At 71.6% G+C, this 18,530-nt stretch carries 18 protein-coding genes and 1 pseudogene; 12 read left to right on the top strand and 7 right to left on the bottom strand.

Going from position 1 to position 18,530, the window contains the following annotated elements:
- Positions 1–595: 595 nt before the first annotated feature.
- A pseudogene (locus ACZ7KX_RS26185) lies at positions 596–1,010 on the top strand (SsgA family sporulation/cell division regulator).
- A 77-nt stretch (positions 1,011–1,087) separates the two neighbouring features.
- Positions 1,088–1,702 carry a 2'-5' RNA ligase family protein gene (locus ACZ7KX_RS26180; protein ID WP_470328594.1) on the top strand — a complete coding sequence of 205 codons (615 nt, stop codon included), beginning with the start codon at positions 1,088–1,090 and terminating at the stop codon, positions 1,700–1,702.
- A gap of 75 nt (positions 1,703–1,777) precedes the next feature.
- Here ACZ7KX_RS26180 and ACZ7KX_RS26175 read toward each other — a convergent pair whose 3' ends face one another.
- Positions 1,778–2,500 (bottom strand): SDR family NAD(P)-dependent oxidoreductase, encoded by a 723-nt coding sequence (locus ACZ7KX_RS26175; RefSeq protein WP_470328593.1) that lies wholly within the window; start codon positions 2,498–2,500, stop codon positions 1,778–1,780.
- Positions 2,501–2,896: 396 nt separating this feature from the next.
- Between ACZ7KX_RS26175 and ACZ7KX_RS26170 the strand changes: the two genes are divergently transcribed.
- A complete protein-coding gene (locus tag ACZ7KX_RS26170) occupies positions 2,897–3,616 on the top strand; it encodes a hypothetical protein (protein ID WP_470328592.1) in 720 nt (239 codons plus the stop codon).
- A 66-nt stretch (positions 3,617–3,682) separates the two neighbouring features.
- On the opposite strand, the gene ACZ7KX_RS26165 is transcribed toward ACZ7KX_RS26170, so the two are convergent.
- A complete protein-coding gene (locus ACZ7KX_RS26165) occupies positions 3,683–4,858 on the bottom strand; it encodes a DUF4190 domain-containing protein (protein WP_470328591.1) in 1,176 nt (391 codons plus the stop codon).
- Positions 4,859–4,981: 123 nt separating this feature from the next.
- On the bottom strand, positions 4,982–5,998 hold the full coding sequence (locus ACZ7KX_RS26160) for a helix-turn-helix transcriptional regulator (RefSeq protein WP_470328590.1): 1,017 nt from the start codon (positions 5,996–5,998) through the stop codon (positions 4,982–4,984).
- 104 nt (positions 5,999–6,102) lie between these two features.
- Here ACZ7KX_RS26160 and ACZ7KX_RS26155 point away from each other — a divergent pair, with 104 nt between their 5' ends.
- A complete protein-coding gene (locus ACZ7KX_RS26155; RefSeq protein WP_470328589.1) occupies positions 6,103–6,501 on the top strand; it encodes a VOC family protein in 399 nt (132 codons plus the stop codon).
- A gap of 194 nt (positions 6,502–6,695) precedes the next feature.
- Positions 6,696–7,193: a DUF4265 domain-containing protein gene (locus tag ACZ7KX_RS26150; protein WP_470328588.1), complete on the top strand. Its 498-nt coding sequence runs from the start codon at positions 6,696–6,698 to the stop codon at positions 7,191–7,193.
- Positions 7,194–7,241: 48 nt separating this feature from the next.
- On the opposite strand, the gene ACZ7KX_RS26145 is transcribed toward ACZ7KX_RS26150, so the two are convergent.
- A complete protein-coding gene (locus ACZ7KX_RS26145) occupies positions 7,242–7,754 on the bottom strand; it encodes a DUF1877 domain-containing protein (RefSeq protein ID WP_470328587.1) in 513 nt (170 codons plus the stop codon).
- A gap of 428 nt (positions 7,755–8,182) precedes the next feature.
- Between ACZ7KX_RS26145 and ACZ7KX_RS26140 the strand changes: the two genes are divergently transcribed.
- The 4 genes from ACZ7KX_RS26140 (at position 8,183) to ACZ7KX_RS26125 (ending at position 12,594) form a co-directional block, all read left to right on the top strand.
- On the top strand, positions 8,183–8,794 hold the full coding sequence (locus ACZ7KX_RS26140) for an SMI1/KNR4 family protein (RefSeq protein WP_470328586.1): 612 nt from the start codon (positions 8,183–8,185) through the stop codon (positions 8,792–8,794).
- A 731-nt stretch (positions 8,795–9,525) separates the two neighbouring features.
- Positions 9,526–10,143: a TOPRIM nucleotidyl transferase/hydrolase domain-containing protein gene (locus ACZ7KX_RS26135; protein ID WP_470328585.1), complete on the top strand. Its 618-nt coding sequence runs from the start codon at positions 9,526–9,528 to the stop codon at positions 10,141–10,143.
- Between the two features lie 480 nt (positions 10,144–10,623).
- Positions 10,624–11,016 (top strand): nuclear transport factor 2 family protein, encoded by a 393-nt coding sequence (locus ACZ7KX_RS26130; protein ID WP_470328584.1) that lies wholly within the window; start codon positions 10,624–10,626, stop codon positions 11,014–11,016.
- Positions 11,017–11,118: 102 nt separating this feature from the next.
- Positions 11,119–12,594, top strand: coding sequence for an FAD-dependent monooxygenase (locus ACZ7KX_RS26125; protein ID WP_470328583.1), 1,476 nt, complete (start codon positions 11,119–11,121; stop codon positions 12,592–12,594).
- Positions 12,595–12,932: 338 nt separating this feature from the next.
- Here ACZ7KX_RS26125 and ACZ7KX_RS26120 read toward each other — a convergent pair whose 3' ends face one another.
- Complete coding sequence (locus tag ACZ7KX_RS26120; RefSeq protein WP_470328582.1) at positions 12,933–13,427, bottom strand: universal stress protein; 495 nt, start codon at positions 13,425–13,427, stop codon at positions 12,933–12,935.
- Between the two features lie 511 nt (positions 13,428–13,938).
- Between ACZ7KX_RS26120 and ACZ7KX_RS26115 the strand changes: the two genes are divergently transcribed.
- The 3 genes from ACZ7KX_RS26115 to ACZ7KX_RS26105 all read left to right on the top strand — a co-directional run bounded on the left by ACZ7KX_RS26115 (position 13,939) and on the right by ACZ7KX_RS26105 (position 16,326).
- Positions 13,939–14,193 carry a hypothetical protein gene (locus ACZ7KX_RS26115; RefSeq protein WP_470328581.1) on the top strand — a complete coding sequence of 85 codons (255 nt, stop codon included), beginning with the start codon at positions 13,939–13,941 and terminating at the stop codon, positions 14,191–14,193.
- A gap of 13 nt (positions 14,194–14,206) precedes the next feature.
- Positions 14,207–15,361 carry an SPFH domain-containing protein gene (locus ACZ7KX_RS26110; RefSeq protein WP_470328580.1) on the top strand — a complete coding sequence of 385 codons (1,155 nt, stop codon included), beginning with the start codon at positions 14,207–14,209 and terminating at the stop codon, positions 15,359–15,361.
- A gap of 329 nt (positions 15,362–15,690) precedes the next feature.
- A complete protein-coding gene (locus ACZ7KX_RS26105) occupies positions 15,691–16,326 on the top strand; it encodes a hypothetical protein (protein ID WP_470328579.1) in 636 nt (211 codons plus the stop codon).
- Between the two features lie 140 nt (positions 16,327–16,466).
- Here ACZ7KX_RS26105 and ACZ7KX_RS26100 read toward each other — a convergent pair whose 3' ends face one another.
- Both ACZ7KX_RS26100 and ACZ7KX_RS26095 read right to left on the bottom strand, forming a co-directional pair.
- Positions 16,467–17,576, bottom strand: coding sequence for a mechanosensitive ion channel family protein (locus ACZ7KX_RS26100; protein ID WP_470328578.1), 1,110 nt, complete (start codon positions 17,574–17,576; stop codon positions 16,467–16,469).
- A gap of 260 nt (positions 17,577–17,836) precedes the next feature.
- Positions 17,837–18,514: a VC0807 family protein gene (locus tag ACZ7KX_RS26095; RefSeq protein ID WP_470328577.1), complete on the bottom strand. Its 678-nt coding sequence runs from the start codon at positions 18,512–18,514 to the stop codon at positions 17,837–17,839.
- Positions 18,515–18,530: the final 16 nt, after the last annotated feature.

Below are 18,530 nucleotides of genomic sequence, written 5' to 3'. Positions count from 1 at the left end.
CTCGGGCGGCCTCGAAGGAGCTGTAGGAGGCTGCCCCACGAGCTACGCCGAGAAGCTGATGCAGTACGGCGTTCAGGTCATGGGTTCCTGGACCTTCTCCGGAGAGATCTTCCGTCTGGCGAAGGCCTCCGGGAGGCCGGTGCCGGCCAACAAGATCGTGACCGGGTGGTGCAGGGACGAACGGCGGCAGGTCTCCGAGGAGTCCGCCGTCGCCGGGTTCGTCCGCACGTCGTCACTGGCGGGACACGGTCCGCACGCTCGAACTCGGGGAAGGGGGAGTCCGATGACCGAACGCGGCGGCGTTCCCGGGGGAACCGACCACAACGTGTCGGACGACTACGGCGACGACGGGTTCGCGGCGCTCCTGGAGGCCTCCAGCCTGGGCGCTCCCGAGGTCCGAGCCGCTCTCGCCAGGCCCCTGCCGCCGTCGACCGTCGGGCGGGTCCATGCGGCGGCCCGGGAAGCGGCGGCCGGCTCCGGAAGCCGGCGCGTCGAGGAGTCCTCCCCTCCGGGTGACCGAGCGGGGATCGGAAAGCCGGTGTGGGCGAAGCGCGCGCCACGGCGTCCTTCGGCAGCTCCACGGGGCGTCCCGCTCGTGAGCACCACGGTCAGCTGCGAGCTGCACCTGCGCCTCATCGTGTCCGACAAGTCCTCACTGCCCGTCCCCGCGGGCCTGCGCTACGACACCGCCGACCCCTACGCCGTGCACGCGACGTTCCACACGGGCGCCGACGAGACCGTGGAGTGGGTGTTCCGCCCGGGACCTCCTCGCGGAGGGGCTGCAGCGACCCGCCGGTACCGGCGCCGTCCGGGTGTGGCCGTCGCGCAGTCACGGGCAAGGAGTGGTCTGCATCGCGCTGAGCCCGCCGGAAGGAGAAGCCCTGCTGGAGGCCCCGGCCCGGGCGCTCCGGTCGTTCCTCAAGCGGACGGAGGCCGCGGTGCCGCCCGGCACCGAACACCGTCACGTCGACTTCGAAGGGAAGCTGTCCCACATCCTCGCCGAGAACTGACCCCGACCGGTTGCCGGGATCCCGTTCGTGGATCGAGACGGTGGTCGCGGGCCCGCAGGAGCGGTGACCATGGAGGGGTGGACAGACACCCGATCGAGGTGCCGGGCGTCCTGGACGTGGGACCGACTCCGCGGACGGCGCTCGCCTGGTTGCCGCCGGCGGACCTGTGGCAGGCCGTCCAGCGGATCCGGGAGGAGCACGATCCGCAGATCCGCCGCTGGCCGCCGCACGTCAACGTGCTGTTCGGTTTCGTCCCGGAGGCGGACTTCGGGCCCGCGCTCCCGCTGCTGGGCGCCGCCGCGGCCGAGCACGACCCGTTCACCGCTCGCCTGCACGGAGTGCGTCAGTTCCGCCACCGCCACGACGCCACGGTCTGGCTCGACCCGGCGGGCGACGGCCCCGGCCCGTGGCAGGCGCTCCACGGGGCGCTGGTGGATCGCTTCCCCCGCTGCCGGGGTCGGGCGGGCGACTTCACACCCCACCTGTCCTTGGGGCGGACCCGGGACCCTCGCCGGCTCGCGCTCCGACTGGCCGCCCTCCTGGGCACCACCTCGGCACGGGTCGGCGAACTCACCCTCCTCTCCCGCCGGGGCGACGGCCCGATGCGGGCCCGGTTCACGGTCGAGCTGGGCACGGGCGAGGTCCGGGCGCTGCCGGAGCAGCCGGAGCTGCCGCAGCTGCCGCAGCTGTGACAGCTTCCGCGGCTGCCACGGCTGCCGGGTCTCGGGCCCGCGCGACCGCATCGTGGGACGCCGGGCGGGCGGGATTCACCAGGCGAGGGGGCGGCCGTGCCGGAAGAAGCCGCCGGTGGGGCCGTTGTCCGGGAGGGTGGCGGCCCAGAGGACACCGGCAGCGCCGGTGGCGACAGGAGCGCCGCCGGCGCCGCCCATGTCGGTGGCGACCCAGCCGGGGCAGACCGCGTTGACCAGGACGCCGTCGGTGCGGAGTTCTCCGGCGAGGGTGCGGGTGAGGGCGTTGAGGGCCGCCTTGGAGACGCTGTACGACGGGGTCCCGCCGCCCATCGAGGTGAGCGATCCGCTCTCGCTGGAGACGTTGACGATCCGCGGGTGGGCGGAGCGGCGGAGCAGCGGAACGAACGCCTGGGCCACCTGCCACGCGCCGTACAGGTTGGTCTCCATGGTGCGGCGGACCTCGCCGAGGTCGACGGAGACGGCGCGGCGCCCGGTGTCGTAGTTGGTCGCGGCGTTGTTGACCAGGACGTCGAGGCGGCCGAACTCGGCCTCGACGGAGCGGGCGAGTTCGCGGACGCCGGCCGCGTCGGTGACGTCGAGGGTGCGGGGCAGGACGGTACCGCGCCCGCCGGGGCTGCGGGAGAGGTCGGCGGCGGCGTCCTCGGCGGCCTTCGGGTCGCGGGCGCAGAGCAGCACGGTGTGCCCGAGTTCGGCGAGTTGGCGTGCGGTTTCGCGGCCGATGCCGCGGTTGGCGCCGGTGACGAGGGAGATCGGTGCGGGGTTGCCGGTGGTGTCCATGGCCGGTCCCTTCCCCGCCGGAGGCGGATCATCCCCGGGGCGGATCATCCCGGGGGCGGATCGTCCCGGGGGCCGGACCCGGTTGGTCCGCCCCAACCTGACGACCGGCACCGCGAGTTCGACCCGAGGGGTCGATCAGGTGCTCGGGATCGGCGATCGATGAAGGCTCCGGCTCTGGAGAACCGCCGAGGGATCAGGCAGTATTCGACACGGCGAATGGCTTCCTGCCGGGGAGGGGAGCGGGTGGCGCCGGTGGGAACACGCCGGCAGGCCACCGACCCGCCCGGTGCGCCTCCCGACCGAAGGCCCTTGCAGCCCTTCCAGGAAACGACGCAGCCCATCGCGGGCGCCCCGAGCCATCGGGTGCGCCCGGCCCGGAGCAACCAGGAGCACGGTGTGACGACGCTGGACGGCCGTGAGGTCTACACACGGCGCGATCTGATGGACAGGTACGGGATGACCCTGTCCCCGTTGGAGAAGTGGCACCGCAACCGCAGCCTGACCGGCCACCCCGAGGCCGTCGGCACGGTCGGCCGCGAACTGGTCTGGGACCGCGAGGAGTGGGACCGCTGGTACCGGGAGCGGGGAGACACCCGAGACCTGGAATCACGCGCCGAGCTGGCTGCCAGGCACGGTCTGGCCCGCGGGACCCTCGACCGGATGTGGTCCCTGCGCGAGGAGAACGGCCACCCCGAACCGGTCAAGAACATACGGCAGACGACCTACTGGGACGCCGACGAATGGGACGCGTGGTACGCCGACTACCGCCGGCGCGCCCAGCGCAGGGAACTCGACGTCGACCGCTCCGGCAACCCCGACGACCTCGTCACCCTCTCCCAGGCCGCCCGCATCCTCGGCGTCGAGCCCACCAGCATCACCCACTACCCCAAGAAGCCCCCGCGGAACTGGCCGCAGCCCGCCCAGGAGGAGCAACTCCCCAGTGGGTTCATGCGCCGCCGGTACCGCCGGGCGGACATCTGGCACTACGCGGACAACCGCACCCTCGCCGGCCCCCGACGGCCACGGCGCCAGGGCACGCAGCCCGGCGACCCGTCCCCGACGGCCGGACAGGAGACGGGGAACCCCGGACAGCCCGACGCGAGGACGACTTCCTGAACTCTGCAACGGGACACCGGAATCGGTGCGAGGGCCGCGGTAGGGCCGGGACCGCCTTCCCCGGCGCTACTCGGTGGCGAGACCGAGCGCGGCCCGGACGGCCGCTGCCTGCTCATGCGCTCCGTGGCTGCGCGCCTCCGTCACGTACTGCTGGGCGCTGGTGCCGTCGGAGGCGGTCCGCAGCGCCGCCAGTGCCGGGAGCATCCGGGCGAGTTCGGCCTTCAGGTCCGCTGCCGGCTGCCGGACCTGGTCGCTCCAGGGGGTCGAATCCAGCGCTGTGAGCTCCGCGTCGAGGGCGCTCGACAAGCGGTACTCCCACGGTCGTGCGATCGTCGGATCCGCGTTGGCGGCCATCTTGCCGGGCGGGGCGGCCAGTTCGCCCTCCACGCGGTCCGCGACCCGGAGGTAGGCGACCTGCTCCGCTGTCAGGTTCGTCCCGTCCCGGCGCAGCGAGCCCGTCTGCTCGCCGTTGTCGTCGGCGAGCCAGCAGACGATCCGGTGCCCCGAGCCGTCCCAGGCCCGCGCGTCCGGCAGGTACTCATGGACGCGCACGGAACGGGGGACAGCCCAGGTGTCCATCGCGTAGTCGTTCCGCCGCGGTTCGCAGGCAGCGGTCGCCTCGCGCTGGAGCGGGTACGGTCCCGGGTAGAAGGAGTCGTCCGCGGTCACCACGGCGAAGACCTCGCCGACGTGAGGCTGCGCGCAGGGCACCGGTCGTACGGTGGTGCGGTTCGAGGCGTCGAGGGTTGCGAAGCAGTCACCGGTACGCAGGCCGAACACGCTCAGCGTGCCGGAGGGGACGGCGGGGTGCCCGGCCGCGCCGGAGGGGTCGGCGGCACGCTCGGTCGACGGCGGTACGGGGGGAGCGGTTCGTCCGGTCAGCAGCGGGACGACGGAGTACCCCGCCAGGCCCAGCCCGGCACCGACCGCAAACAGCAGTGCCCACAGCCCGGACAGGGCGATACCGGCGATCGCCAGGCCGCGCCCCCGCTGGCCGCGCCGGGGGATGGCGCGAAGGGCCGCGATGCCGAAGCCGAGCCCCACGGCCCAGAGGAAGCACGCGACACCGAAGACGCCGGCCACCAGCGAGGTGATCGCGTAGCCGTTCCACCCGCCTGCGCGCGGCGCGGCGCCCTTGTCCGGGCCCGGGCCCGGACCGGGGCCAGAGGGCGGATCCGTCGCCGGTGCGGGACCGCTCTGCTGCGGACGGCCGTCGTCCGGCTGGTCGCTGGCGCTCGGCATCGGCTGATCTCCCCCTGGTACGCCGCGCAGCGGCCCGTGATCTTCGACGGCTGCGTGAATATAGCCGACCGCTGGCCGACCGCCCGCGCACACGGCCTGCCTGAAGCGGATCAGGGAGCGAGATCAGGGAGCGGGAGCCCGCCCGACCTCGTGCTCGGCGCGGGCACGGGACGCGAGGCGATCGGCGAACTCGACGACGAGGTCGCGCAGTTCGTCCGGGCGCTCGATGACGAACGGCCGGTCGAGTGCGGCGAGTGTCGGCGGCAGCCAGTCGAGCCGCTCCGCCCGCAGCTCGACGCGCAGCCAGCGCTCGGTTGCCGGGTCCTCGCCCGTCGCGGGCCCGTACTCCGCCAGGGTCGCGACGCTGGCGGGAAGACGGGCGCGGATCTGCTCGACGGTCCCGTGGATCCGCAAGGTCACCTCGTGCCGGTACTCGGCCGTGGCGAACCCCGACAACACCCGCTGTGCCGGATCGGGACCCGGCGGTGCTTCGAACGCGCCGGGCAGGGTCCGCGCGTCCGCGATGCGGTCGAGCCGGAAGGTCCGGTCCTCGCCGATCCGGACGTCCGTGCCCGTGACGTACCACCGGCCCTCATGGTTGACGATCCCGTACGCGTGCAGCGTGCGCTCGCTGCGCCGTCCGTCGCGGTCGGTGTAACGGATCGACACCGGGCGGCGGTTGCTGACCGCATCGGCGAGGGTGAGCAGGACGTCGGCGTCCGGGTTGTCCGAATCGCCTGGCTGGTCCGTGAAGGCGAGGGAATCCAGGAGTGCGTCGAGCCGGCGGGCGGTGTGCCTGGGCAGCACCCGCCGGATCTTGGCCGAAGCCGTCTCGTTCGCCGTGCGGTGCGTCGTCATCAGCCCGGCCCGGCGGCCGGCGACCAGGCCGAGCAGCACGGCCAGGGCCTCGTCGTCGCTGAGCATGAGCGGGGGCAGCCGGTACCCGGGGGCGAGCCGGTACCCGCCGTACCGGCCGCGCACCGATTCCACGGGCACGTCCAGATCGATCAGCTGGTCCACGTACCGCCGCACGGTGCGTCCTTCGACGCCGAGCCGGTCGGCGAGTTCCGCGACCGTACGGGTGCCGCCCGACTGCAGCAGCTCCAGGAGTGTCAGCACGCGGCCGGTGGGTCGGGACATGCGCACAACATAGCGCGAATGCAGCGCCGAAAGAGGACCGGTTCTGTCCACTATTTCTCCTAGCCTGCGACGTGCACGCCTTCAGCACAGCCAAGGAGATCCCCATGGAATTCGTCTCGATCCGCATCATCACCAGCGACGTAGCGCGCCTCGTGGAGTTCTATGAACGGGCCACGGGGGCGCAGGCGGCGTGGGCCACCGAGGACTTCGCCGAACTCAAGACCGCGGGCGCCACCCTCGCGATAGCCGGCACCCGCACCGTCCCGCTGTTCGCCCCGGGCTCCGCCCGCCCGGCGGACAACCACAGCGTGATCACCGAGTTCCTCGTCGACGACGTCGACCGCGTCCACCGGGACCTGACCGGCTTCGTCACCGACGTCGTCGCCGGGCCCACCACGATGCCCTGGGGCAACCGGTCGCTGCTGGTCCGCGACCCCGACGGCAACCTCGTCAACTTCTTCACCCCCGTCACCCCGGCGGCCAAGGAGAAGTTCGCACGCTGACGCTGCTTGTGCCCGCCGCCCCGCGCCACCACCGTGACGCGACATGCGGCGGGCCGCCGCAATGTCGATGGGCGGCCCGCTGCCGTCGTCCCGCCGTCCGGCTGCACCCCACGGCGGCCGTCGGACCGGTACGGCCGGTCGCTTCCCGTGGCCCCAAGGCTCCGTGCCCGCCGGTCCCCGTGGATGATGACGCGGTGACGAACATCAGCGACACCCACGTGAAGGTCTACTTCCGGATGGAGATCGACGAGGACGGCTGGCCGCCCGCAAGCGTGGAGAGCCTGTGGGCCGTGGACCTCGGCGACGGAACGGTGCGCCTCGACAACACCCCGTGGTTCGTCCGTGGCATCGCGAGCGGCGATGTCATTCGCGTCGACGTCGACGAAGACGGCCTGCGCTGGGCCGGGGAGACCGTTCACCCCTCCGAGAACTGCACCATCCGTTTGATCGTCCGGAAGGACGGAGGATCCGCTGCGGCCCGGCAGACCGTGCTGGAGACCTTCCACCGGCTCGGCACCACGGGCGAAGGCATCGAACAGTTCAGGATGGTCGCACTGAAGGTGCCGCCGGAAGCGGACATCCAGCAGATTCGCAAGCTGCTCGAACACGGCGAGGCGAAGGGCTGGTGGCACTGGGAAGAGGGCTGCGTCACGGCCGCCTGGGAAGCCGGCGCCGACACCGAGGGCGAGTGAGCGCCGCCCCGTCGATCGGCTGATCGAAAAGGCCTACTGGCTCATGGCTCAGTCCCACCACAGCACGACGAGCAGACCCCTCCGGGCCGCCTCCGCGTAGAAGTCACACAGCGCACCGAAGTGGCCCAGCAGGTACTCCGTCGGATCGCCGATGAACCCGTAGCCGAGCGTGGACCCCGCGCCGCTGTCCAGGACCGACCGGAGGACCGCCTGCATGTCGATCCCTTCGAGCAGCGCCGACACCTCGGCAACTGCCTCCGGAACGAGGGCAGTCGGAGCGGAGTTGCTGAAGAAGGCGATCGCGTGCGGGCCCGCGTCGAGGAAGTCCAGATCGATGCCGCCGTCACCATCGGTCGCGCGCTTGAGCGCCTCCAGGCGGACGGCGTCGAGCCCCGTCAGTTCGCAGGCACGCTCCAGCATGGAGGGCGCCCAGTCCAAATCCAGACAGTCCACGGACGGCGGATCCCAGTGATGGTTTCCGTCGGGCGATGCCGCGGCTGACCGGCGGCAGGCGGCGAGGTACTCCGCCGTGACTCGGGCAAGTTGCTGGGTGACGGCCATGACGGCAGTATCCCGACACTGTCCACCGGATTTGCCGCCACTTCCTCGGGACCGGCTCGGAGGACTCCGCTGCTTGATCAAGGGCTGTCCTGCAAGGATCGCGTCGCAGCGGGCCGGCTCCGTCAGCCGGAGTGCAGCGCGGCATGATGGCCCGACTTCGCCCTGCCGGGAGATCGCTTGGCCCGGGCCGGCGCGGCGCTGGCCGGGCCTGTGCACCAAGCGATCCCCCCGGGTCGGCGCCGGGAACCGCGCCGCTGAAGTGGGGCGCCCTCTGCGCCCGCGGTCGGCCTCGACTTCTCTCGCGTCCGGCCGCGTGGCCGTCGGCCTGCCCGGCCAGGATCCGGCTGGGCACGCAGGCAGCTGATCACACTGGTGACACTCCGGCTAGTGAGCAGGTACCTTGCGGGAGGACAGAGAGAAGAGTTCCCATGGACTCCCGGATCATCCGCATCCGACACAAACTCGCCAAGGCGCCCTACGCTGTGCTGCGAAGCCATTCCTTCGGGGAAGAGAAGCACCGGTTCCGTCTCGAACCCCCACTGCCGGACGCGAAGGTCGCCGAGTTCGAGACCGACCACCACATCGAACTGCCGGATTCCTACCGCAGTTTCCTGACCGCACTGGGCGGGGGCGGAACATCGCCTTTCTACGGCCTGCTGCCGTTGCAGTCATGCCGCCTGTTCACGATGGACCCCCGAGGCGAGCGCGGCCGCCCCCGGGGGTTCACGTTCGCAGACCGCCGGCCTCACCGAGGTGACCTGTTCCTGCACATCATCGAGGCAGGGTGCACCGACCTGGTGCTTCTCGGTATCACCGGTCCCCTGACGGGCCGTGTCGTCAGCGGAAACGCTGACGGCTTCCGGGGCCCCAACGTCTCGTCGGCCACTGACTTCCTGGCCTGGTACGAACGCTGGCTCGACCACATGCTCGCTGGGCGCGACAACCGTGACCTGGAACTGACCTCACCGGCCCTGCGGGCGCCGATCGACCACATCCTTCGACAGCACCGGAACCGCACCCGAAGGGTCCATGCCGCATAGAACCCCGGCGTCACTTCGATCACGCGAACGATCATGGAGTAGCCCATGGGTGCGCTACCGCGATGTCCCATGTGTGTCAGGACCGACAAACGCAGCCATCCGCCGCTCGGAGCGCGACCGGATGACACCCGGCATCGTCGCCACGGCCATGAGCGCGTGGTCCGCCCGAGTCCACGGGACCAAGCGACGCCGGAAGCCATGGGAGGCCGAAGTCACCTGCCCCTGCTGCGGCGAACGATGGGCCCGCGACAAGCTCGAAGAGGCTGTCTTCATGCTTCCGCCCCGGGCCTCAGGCGAACTACGAGCGCGGGTCGACGATCTGGACGCGGAGTTGCTGCAGCGAACCCATCACGAACCACAGGCGTCATCCGAACTGGCCTGGTGGCACCGCAGGTTCTTAATGACGGTTCGACACCGTCCCGCGAGGCCCCCCACTTGGCCACGTCCACGGCCACGTGCTCCTGCACCGGCAGCTGAGAAACGTAGGACGTCCGAACCTGGCGGGGTGCGGACGTCGGCTTCGCGGAACTCCGTTACGCCCCGGCCTGCCGCAGGGCCGAGGCGCAGTTCCACGTCGACTCCACCTTCACGGCCCACCACTTGGGCCGGAACGCGAACGTCCCGCAACAACAAGGCCGCCCGCCGCCCCGGACGGCAGGCCGTCTCTTCCTCTGCTCACAGCGGAGCGAAAACTCCGTGCCCTCTCGCGTCGGGCCGAGCAGAATCGCCGTATGACGCACATGCGGGCGTTCCGGGATGCGATCACCAACTGGGCGGCGGGAGGGCCGGGTGGGCCCGCGGACGAGTTGGCCGGGCGACTGCGGGTAAGGACGGCGGTGCTGCTGGAGGGGCCGAGTGATGTCGCGGCCGTCGAGGTGCTGGCCGCGCGCCACGGCCGAGACCCGGAGTCCCGGGGCGTGTGCGTCGTTTCGATGGGCGGGGCGATGAACGTCGGCCGGTTCGCCGGCCTGCTCGGGCCGACGGGGCTGGGCCTGCGCCTCGTCGGGCTGTGCGACGAGGGCGAACAGGGCTTCTACCAACGCGGCTTCGAACGGGCCGGCGAGCCGCTGGACGGCATCTTCGTCTGTGCGGCGGACCTGGAGGACGAACTCATCCGCGCGCTGGGCGTGCCACGGGTCGAGGAGATCGTCCGGGCCGAGGGCGACCTCCCGGCCTGGCGCATCTTCGTCCGCCAGCCTGCCCAGCAGGACCGGCCGGCGCACCGGCAGATGCGCCGCTTCCTGGGCACGAAGAAGGGCCGCAAGATCCGCTACGGCCGTCTCCTGACCGAGGCCCTCGACCCGGACCGCGTCCCCGCCCCCCTCCAGGCTCTGCTCCGACACCTTTGACGGCAGTGGATCGTCAGGGGGCCGGTGGGCCCCGGCCGGGGGAGGGGCCGGGGCCCTCGGTGGTGGTGGGTCCGTCGGTTGTGCTGTGGCGGTCCGATCGGGGGTTCACGGTCACGACGATGCTTCCGGTGCTGCCGCTGTCGTCCTGGTGGACCGAGTCGCCACTGCCCTCCCGCCCCCGCCCCCGCCGGTGTTCGGTGTCGATTCCGGACTGTCGAAACTGATCGATCCTGGCCTGGCTCACCTGATCATCATCACGGCCACGAGCGTCCAGCGCCCTCAGGTACGGATGCTGGCCCGATCCTTGCGGACACCCCGGGCGCGGCACGGGCGGGGCGTCGTGTTCTGCCGGGTCCCTGACCGCTCCAGATTTTGCGTGCATCGAGCACGCTTTTTCGCTACAGTCATAAGCGTGCTTCAGGCACGTATCTTTGCTCGACCCACAGCGGGACACCCCCGCACCCAACCCAAGGAATCCCCGTGACCCACACCGACGTCCGCGCCGCCCTCACCGACCTGCTCCTCACCCCCGGCCTCGACCTCGACGAAGCCGCCGACCGGCACTTCGCCCCCGACTACCGCCAGCGCACCGACGGCGAGTGGGCCGACCGCGCCGAGTTCCTCGACCACATCGCCCACCTGCGCACCGTCGTCGCCGACGGCTCCGTCGAGGTCCACGACGAACTCACCGCCGGCAACCGCTACGCCGACCGCCACACCATGACCGTCGTCAAGACCGACGGAACCACCGTCCGCATGGAGGTCTACCTCTTCGGCGAGTTCGCCCCCGACGGCCGCTTCCGCCGCATAGAGGAGACCACCCTCATGCTCCAGGGCACCGACGGCGACCGAAACCTCGGCAGCGCCCGCTGAACCACCCCGACAACGGCCGGGCACCACGCCCGGTGCCCGGCCCGCCGTCGTACCGGCGCATCGTTCGAAAGCCCGCTCGAAAAGTGAGAGGAAGTGGTTGTCATGCTCGACGTGCTCATCGCCGGGGCAGGCCCGGTGGGGCTCTGGCTCGCCGCGGAGTTGCGCCTGCACGGGGTGGAGGTGACCGTCGTGGAACGCCGGGCGGCACCGGACGGACGGTCGCGCGCAATCGGCATGCAGGCCGGCACGCTGGACACCTTCGCCACCCGCGGCCTCGCGGAGCGGTTCATCGAACGCGGCACCCCGGTGCCGACCGGCCACTTCGGCGCGGCGACCACCCGGCTGTACTTCTCCACGACCGGGGCGGTGCACCCCTTCATGCTGGCTCTCGGCCAGTCCGTCACCGAACAGCTCCTGGAGGAGCACGCGGTCGCCGTGGGCGCCCGGGTGCTGCGCGGGGAGGAGGTCGTCTCGCTCACGCAGGGGCCGGACGCCGTCGAGGTGGTGATCCGGGCCGACGGCACCCACCGGACCGTGCGGGCCCGCTGGGTCGTGGGGTGCGACGGCACCCGCAGCGCCGTGCGCCAGGCCGCCGGCATCGACTTCCCCGGTCAGGACACCACCATGACCGGGTGGCTCGCCGACGTCGAACTCGACGATCCGCCCACCGGGCCGCTCTCCGCCACCGGGCCGGCCGGCTCGTTCCTGGCGGCGCCGATCGGCGACGGCGTCCACCGCCTGGCGGGCCTCTCCACGGCCACCATGCACCACGGCACCGGCGAACCGCTGACCCTGGACGAGGTGCGCGAGCAGACCCGCGCACTGCTGGGACGGGACCTGGGCATCCGCAACCCCCGGTGGCTCTCGCGCTACGGCAACGCCACCCGCCAGGCCGCGCGGTACCGGGCCGGACGGGTGCTGGTGGCCGGGGACGCGGCGCACATGTTCTTCCCGGCCGGCGGGCAGGGCATGAACCTCGGCATCCAGGACGCCACCAACCTGGGCTGGAAGCTGGCCGCCACCCTCCAGGGCCGGGCGCCCGACGGACTGCTCGACAGCTACGAAACGGAGCGCAGGCCGGCCGGCCGCGCCGTCATCGACAACACCCGCGCGCAGCTCGCCCTGTTCGCGGCGGCGAACCCGGAGCAGATCGCCCTGCGCGAGGTCTGGTCCGCCGCACTCACCGAACCACGCACCAATCACCAGTGGGCCCGCCGGATCGCCGGCTTCGACGACCCGATACCGGCCGACACCGAGCCCGGCGGGCACCCGCTGAACGGCACCCGGCTGGCCGGCCTCGCTCTGAACACCCCGGCCGGTGCGCCCACCGCCCACCCGTTGATGCACCACGGCCGACCGCTGCTGCTGGACCTCGGCGGGACTCGGACGCCGTGCCCGACGGACGGCCTGGAGCAGCGAGCAGGAACCGTCAACACCGAAGCAGCGCAAGCAATCTGGCGGGACGTCACTGCGGTGCTCATCCGGCCGGACGCCCGGATCGCCTGGGCCAGCACCGACACCGACCCGCAGCGCCGGGCCGCGGACTGCCTGGCCACCCTGCGCACCCTGTGTCGCTGAATGCCGAGCGAACCCCGTGTCCTGTCGCACTGAAGCCCGCGGATTCCCAGCCGGTCTCATCCGAGCTGTCGGATTCCACCGCTTCGCGCTCCGAGGGGGCGAGCACTGCCTCGGTGAGGCTCTCCTCTCGTGGCTCGGCAGCGATTCCAGTCTGATCACGGCAGTGGGTGAGGGCGTAGGCCTCGACGTCGTGGGCGCCGGTGGCGGGGTCGGCGCTGGAGCGCACCGGGCGGCGTACGCCGATGGTGGTCAGCTGGGTCAGGGCGTGGCCGAGCATCGAGGGCAGGCCGTTGGTCGTGTCGATCGGCGCGAGCACCCATCCTCGTGGGCCGTGGTGCTCAGGAGGGTGCGGTGTCGTGTTCCGCCGGGACGACGACCACCGGGAGGCGGGCGTGGTGGACGACTTCGGTACTGGTCGAGCCGAGGGCGAGGCGTCCCCACGCGCCGGACCCCCGGGAGCCGACCACGAGCAGGCCGGCGTCCTTGCTCGCCGCGAGGAGGACCTCCGCCGGGCGGCCGGGTTCGCAGACGATCTCCACCTCCAGGGGCGGTCCGCCGAGCTGCTCCTGCAGTTCCCTGACGGAGTCGGCCACGGCCTGCGTGACGAGATCGCGCTGCTGCGGGATGGGGCCGGCGTCGGGGTCGGCAGCGGCCGTCCATTCGAAGCCGGAGTGCCGGGTGGGAGTGTACTCGTACGCGCAGACGGCACGCAGGCCGGTGGCGCGCAGTCGGGCCTCGCGGAGCGCGAAGGCCACGGCCCGCTTGGCTTGGGGTGAACCGTCCGTGCCGACCACGATCGGGCCGGCCGGGTGGGGAGCAGCTGGATCGGCCATGGGTGACCTCCATGGAGTGGGCGGGGGCTTGCGCAGCGCCGTCGCGATCCGTACGGCGGCACGTGATCGGTGGTCCGCCGCCGGTGCACTTCTCAGCCTGCCCCTGTCCGTCCGTGGGCACCATCGCAGGTGTGCCGCGGGGGTGGTGCTCGTGGCGAGCTGCCGGACCCGGGGGGTGGCTTGCACCAGTCCCTCAGCGGAGGTGTCCAGGGACCGGCGCGGCTCTCCGGGCTCATCGGGCATCTCCAGCCGCGACACCGCCGACCACGCCCCTGCATGCCGGCGTCCGCTACCACCACGAGAACGGACCTCGCCGCTGCGGCTGCCCTTCGCTGACGGCAGGGTCACCAGGGTCCGGGGCCGGACTGTGGCCGTCGGGCCGCCGCTCCAGCGGGCGGGCCTGTCAGGGCTGCTCCGGTACGGTGACCCGGCCGCGCGCCTGCCCGCTGCGGGCGGGCGGTGGTGTCAACATGGTCGCGCGACGTGCGACACGTGAAAGGGGCGGCCGCCGATGGTGTCGGACGAGGCCGTGATCGGTTGCCCCGGCGTGCTGGTGATCGGTACGCGGGGAGCTGCCGGCCCCGGCGAGGTCCTTGTGAGGATCAGGGGCGGTTCGGAGAGCTTCCTCGCCTGGTCGGAGGAGCCCCTGCCCGTGGGAACGTCCGTCCTGGTGATCGAATCGCGTGGTTCTCGCCAGGTCGATGTCATGGAGTGGACCGACCCCACCGGCAGTCCGGGGTCCGACCTTGCCGACGGGCTTCGCTGAGGAGGCGACCAGGATGTTCGGTTACCGCGTTCCCGCCCCCGACCAGGCGATGTTGATCTCCGGCGGAAGACGGGGCCTTTCGGGAGCGCCGTTCCGCGTGGTGACCGGGCACGGGGCGTTCGTGCTGCAGATCTTCCGCAAGGTCCGCTTCCTGACCCTGGCGATGTGCGAGGCCGAGGTCGCCGAAACCTGCGTCACCAAGCAGGGCATCGCACTGACGGCGCGGGCGGTGATCGCCTTCAAAGTCGGCAACGACACTGAGAGCATCGTCAACGCCGGCCAGCGCTTCCTCTCCGACCAGGACCAGATGTCCGTGCTGACCGGCCGGATCTTCGCCGGGCACCTGCGCGCCATTATCGGCTCGATGACGGTCGAGGAGATCGTCACCGAGCGGCAGAAGCTCGCGACCGAGGTGCTCGACACCTCGAAGGCCGAGATGGCGAAGATCGGCCTGATCGTCGATTCGCTCCAGATCCAGTCGATCGACGACGGTGACACCGGCTACATCGCCGCGATGTCGGCCCCGCACCGGGCGGCCATCCAGCGCCAGGCGCAGATCGCCCAGGCACAGGCGACGCAGGCCGCGGTGGAGGCGGAGCAGGAGTCCGCCCGGAAGCAGGCCGAGTACGCCCGGGAGACGGCGGTCGTGAAGGCGCAGTTCACCGCCGAAGTGGACCGGGCCCAGGCCCAGGCCGCCCAGGCCGGCCCCCTGGCGCTGGCCCACGCGCAGCAGGAGGTGCTGGCGGCGCAGACCGATCTGGCGCAGCGCGCGGCCGAACTGCGCCAGCAGCAGCTGATCGCCGAGGTCGTGAAGCCGGCCGAAGCCGAGGCCGAGCGGATCAGGGTCCTGGCGTCGGCCGAGGCGGAGCGGATGAAGATCCAGGCCGAGGCGGCGGCATCGTACGACCGGGTGGCGCTGGACCGGATGCTGATCGACCAGCTGCCGCAGATCGTCAAGGAAGCGGCCGGCGGGCTGGCGGGTGCCAATGTCAACGTCCTCAGCGGCGCCGACGGCTTGGGTGAGATCGCCGCCGGCCTGGTCGGCCAGGGCATGACGATCCTGGAATCGGTCCGCAGGGGCTTGGGCGCACCGGAGGGCCGCGCCGAACAGGACGGTGAGCCGACGGGCCGTGCAGCGTCCGACGGCGGGCCCGCCGCCCTCGACTGACGGTGACGCCGTCCCGAAGCCCGTCGTGCGTACTGTCATTCGACGGCCACGCCCAATCGCGGTCCTCCCGGAGGATCCGGGGCCGCGGCCGTGACCCCGGCGCCCGCGGAGGTGCAGGAGTCGTCTGGGGATTGTGGCCGGTTCCGGCTCTCAGTGCGCGGTGCACTGTCGACAGCAGCGGGTGACTGTGTGGATGCTGCTTGTCGTTGTCATATGCGGAATCCGATCGGCCAGAGGGCGACGCAGCGGGCCGTCCCGCACAACCGCAGCGCACAACCGCAGCGCACGGGACGGCCTGTCCGACCGAACGTCAGCGAAAGGACCATCCCATGGACGCCACCACGCTCATCGCACGGAACGACTACCGGCTGTTCAAGCAGGGACGCCTGGCTGTCATCGACACCCAGAAGAGCAACGCTGTCACCTTCGACGGGAAGCTCGCAGACCACGGCACCTATCGCAACCTCCCGGAGGACTTCAAGCTGGGCATCGACGCCGCCACGTTCTTCGGTTACAGCGACTACCGCCTGTTCCGCGGCGACCAGCTCGTGGTCATCGACACCGAGAACGGCAACCAGATCAGCTACCAGGGCGCCATCGCGGGCCACGGCACCTACAGCAACATCCCCGAGGACTTCAAGCGGGGCATCGACGCCACCACGCTCATCGGACGGAACGACTACCGGCTCTTCAAGGGCGACCAGCTGGTCGTCATCGACACCGAGAACGGCAACCGGGTCACCTACTACGGCCCCATCGCCGACCACGGCACCTACAGCAACGTCCCGCAGGACTTCAGGCGGGGCATCGACGCCGCCACGTTCTTCGGTTACAGCGACTACCGCCTCTTCCGCGGCGACCAGCTCGTGGTCATCGACACCCAGAACGGCAACTCGCTGTCCTACCAGGGCGCCATCGCCGACCACGGCACCTACCAGAACCTGTCGTCGTTCTGGACCAGCTGACAGCACCGGGCCCGAGCCCGGGCCAGGCGCGTCTGACGGGCGGCGCCGGCACGGTCGTGCCGGCGCCGCCTCTCATGGAGTGCGCGGTGTACGGGCTGCTCGCCTCGCCTCGGTCCGCCGGGTGGCGCCGCTGCGCCCGGCTACCGCCGTCGGTCCGTCAGCGCCTCGGACGACGCGTCCCACGGGTGCGGCACCGGTGGGAGGGACGAGGGTGCGTCCGCGCCGTCCTGCCGGAGCGAGACCGTGCGCGTGGGCGCGGGGATCGAGATGCCCTCCGTCCGGTACCGGCGGTGCAGGCGCTTGATGAACTCGTGCTTGATCCGGTACTGGTCGCTGAACTCGCCGACGCCCAGGATGACCGTGAAGTTGATCCTGGAGTCCGCGAAGGTGTGGAAGCGGACGGCGGCCGCGTGGTCGGGCACGCCGCCGCTGATGTCGGCCATCACGCTGTCGACGACGTCGAGGGTGACCCGCTCCACGTGCTCCAGGTCGCTGTCGTAGCCGACCCCGACCTGGACCAGGATCGACAGCTTCTGCTCGGGCTGGGAGTAGTTCGTCATGTTCGTCCGCGCCAGGCGGCCGTTGGGGATGATCACCAGGTTGTTCGACAGGTTGCGCACCACGCTGTTGCGCCAGTTGATGTCGACGACGTACCCCTCCTCCCCGCTGGTGAGCCGGATGTAGTCACCCGGCTGGACCGTCTTCGAGGCGAGGATGTGCACACCCGCGAAGAGGTTGGCGAGGGTGTCCTGCAACGCCAGCGCGACTGCGAGACCGCCCACGCCGAGGGCGGTGACCAGCGGGGCGATGGACACCCCGAGGGTCTCCAGGGCCACGAGGACGCCCATCGACAGCACCACGATCCGGGTGATGTTGACGAAGATCGACGCGGACGCCGCGACGCCGGTCCGGGACGCGGCCACCGACTGCACCAGCCCGGCCACGACCCGGGCCGCGCTGAACGTTGCGATGACGATGAGCACGGCCGTCAGCGACTGGTCGACCAGTCCCCCGATCCGCGCGGTGAGCGGCAGGGCCGAAGCGGCCACCGCGACCCCGGCGATCACGGCAGCCCAGGGGACGATGGTGCGCAGTGCGTCGACGATGATGTCGTCCCCGCTCCACTTCGTCCTGCTCGCGTGCTTGCCCAGCCACTTCATCAGGGTCCTCAGCACCAGGCCGGCGACACAACCGGAGGTCAGCGCGATGCCGGCCACCACCCAGTCGTGCAGGACCAGGTCCCGGGTCACCGTCCCGCCCCCGCGGCGTGGAGGTCGATGGAACGGGCCGTCGCCGGCCGCTGTATGTGCTGTTTGGTCACCTTGTCGCCTGTCGGGTCGTGTTGTGCGCAGCCACGTCGGAACGGATGTGCGCATTCCGAACGGACTGCCATCCTGCCCCATGGCCCGGCCGTCACCACAGCCGGACCTCGGCGTTCCGTCCGCTCGGCAGGCAGGCCGTCACCTTCCGGTGAGGAGCACGCCGGTGGCGGCCGTCCCGGTGATCGGCGTCAGTCCCGGTCGGCCGGCGAGCGCCCGGCCGTGCCGGCGGTCAGCCGCCAGAGACCGGCCACCTCGTAGTAGATGCCGTTCACCACTTGCAACAGCACCAGCGTGACCGGCCAGAGCAGCGCGCCGAGGCCGGGTACCACGTCCACCGGCAGGGTGTAGGCCATCACGACCCGCACGGCGGCGTCGAGCAGCATCGCCACACCCCAGATCGCCGTCGAGACCCGCCAGATCCGGCGGAAGGCCGGCTCGCGTTCCCACAGCACGTCCCAGGAGGTGCCGTCGGAGCGGAACCGACCCTCCAGCAGGGGGCGGCCGCCGTGGAAGAGCAGCGGGCGCCTGGCCCTGATCGAGACCAGGAACCAGAGCCCGGCCACGGCGGTCAGCCAACCGTCCTTGGCCAGCAGGAACCGGGGACTGCCGCTGACCAGCGCGGCCGCAACGCCGAGCAGCATGGTTCCGGCGATGAAACCCGCCATGCCCTCCAGGCTGCGGGTGCGCAGCCACTGCACCGCCGTGGTGAGCGCGGGCAGGAAGGCGCCCGCCAGCAGCGCGACGAAGACACTGACGCCGGCGGCGCGCAGACCGTAGTACAGGGCGATCGGGACGACGACGTCCCACGCGACACCGAGCAGCAGACGTCGGCCGCTCGGCCGCGGCGGCGGCTCGGGGGCCGTCACCGCCGGCACCTCCTGG

Source organism: Kitasatospora sp. NPDC038210 (assembly GCF_055600605.1).
This window is presented reverse-complemented; position numbering and strand designations above follow the sequence as displayed.

Excerpts from the sequence above, each read along its gene's own strand:
- ACZ7KX_RS26175 (WP_470328593.1), bottom strand. The coding sequence starts at position 2,500 with ATGGACACCACCGGCAACCCCGCACCGATCTCCCTCGTCACCGGCGCC.
- ACZ7KX_RS26165 (WP_470328591.1), bottom strand. The coding sequence starts at position 4,858 with ATGCCGAGCGCCAGCGACCAGCCGGACGACGGCCGTCCGCAGCAGAGC.
- ACZ7KX_RS26160 (WP_470328590.1), bottom strand. The coding sequence starts at position 5,998 with ATGTCCCGACCCACCGGCCGCGTGCTGACACTCCTGGAGCTGCTGCAG.
- ACZ7KX_RS26155 (WP_470328589.1), top strand. The coding sequence starts at position 6,103 with ATGGAATTCGTCTCGATCCGCATCATCACCAGCGACGTAGCGCGCCTC.
- ACZ7KX_RS26145 (WP_470328587.1), bottom strand. The coding sequence starts at position 7,754 with ATGGCCGTCACCCAGCAACTTGCCCGAGTCACGGCGGAGTACCTCGCC.
- ACZ7KX_RS26140 (WP_470328586.1), top strand. The coding sequence starts at position 8,183 with ATGGACTCCCGGATCATCCGCATCCGACACAAACTCGCCAAGGCGCCC.
- ACZ7KX_RS26135 (WP_470328585.1), top strand. The coding sequence starts at position 9,526 with ATGACGCACATGCGGGCGTTCCGGGATGCGATCACCAACTGGGCGGCG.
- ACZ7KX_RS26125 (WP_470328583.1), top strand. The coding sequence starts at position 11,119 with ATGCTCGACGTGCTCATCGCCGGGGCAGGCCCGGTGGGGCTCTGGCTC.
- ACZ7KX_RS26120 (WP_470328582.1), bottom strand. The coding sequence starts at position 13,427 with ATGGCCGATCCAGCTGCTCCCCACCCGGCCGGCCCGATCGTGGTCGGC.
- ACZ7KX_RS26115 (WP_470328581.1), top strand. The coding sequence starts at position 13,939 with ATGGTGTCGGACGAGGCCGTGATCGGTTGCCCCGGCGTGCTGGTGATC.
- ACZ7KX_RS26110 (WP_470328580.1), top strand. The coding sequence starts at position 14,207 with ATGTTCGGTTACCGCGTTCCCGCCCCCGACCAGGCGATGTTGATCTCC.
- ACZ7KX_RS26105 (WP_470328579.1), top strand. The coding sequence starts at position 15,691 with ATGGACGCCACCACGCTCATCGCACGGAACGACTACCGGCTGTTCAAG.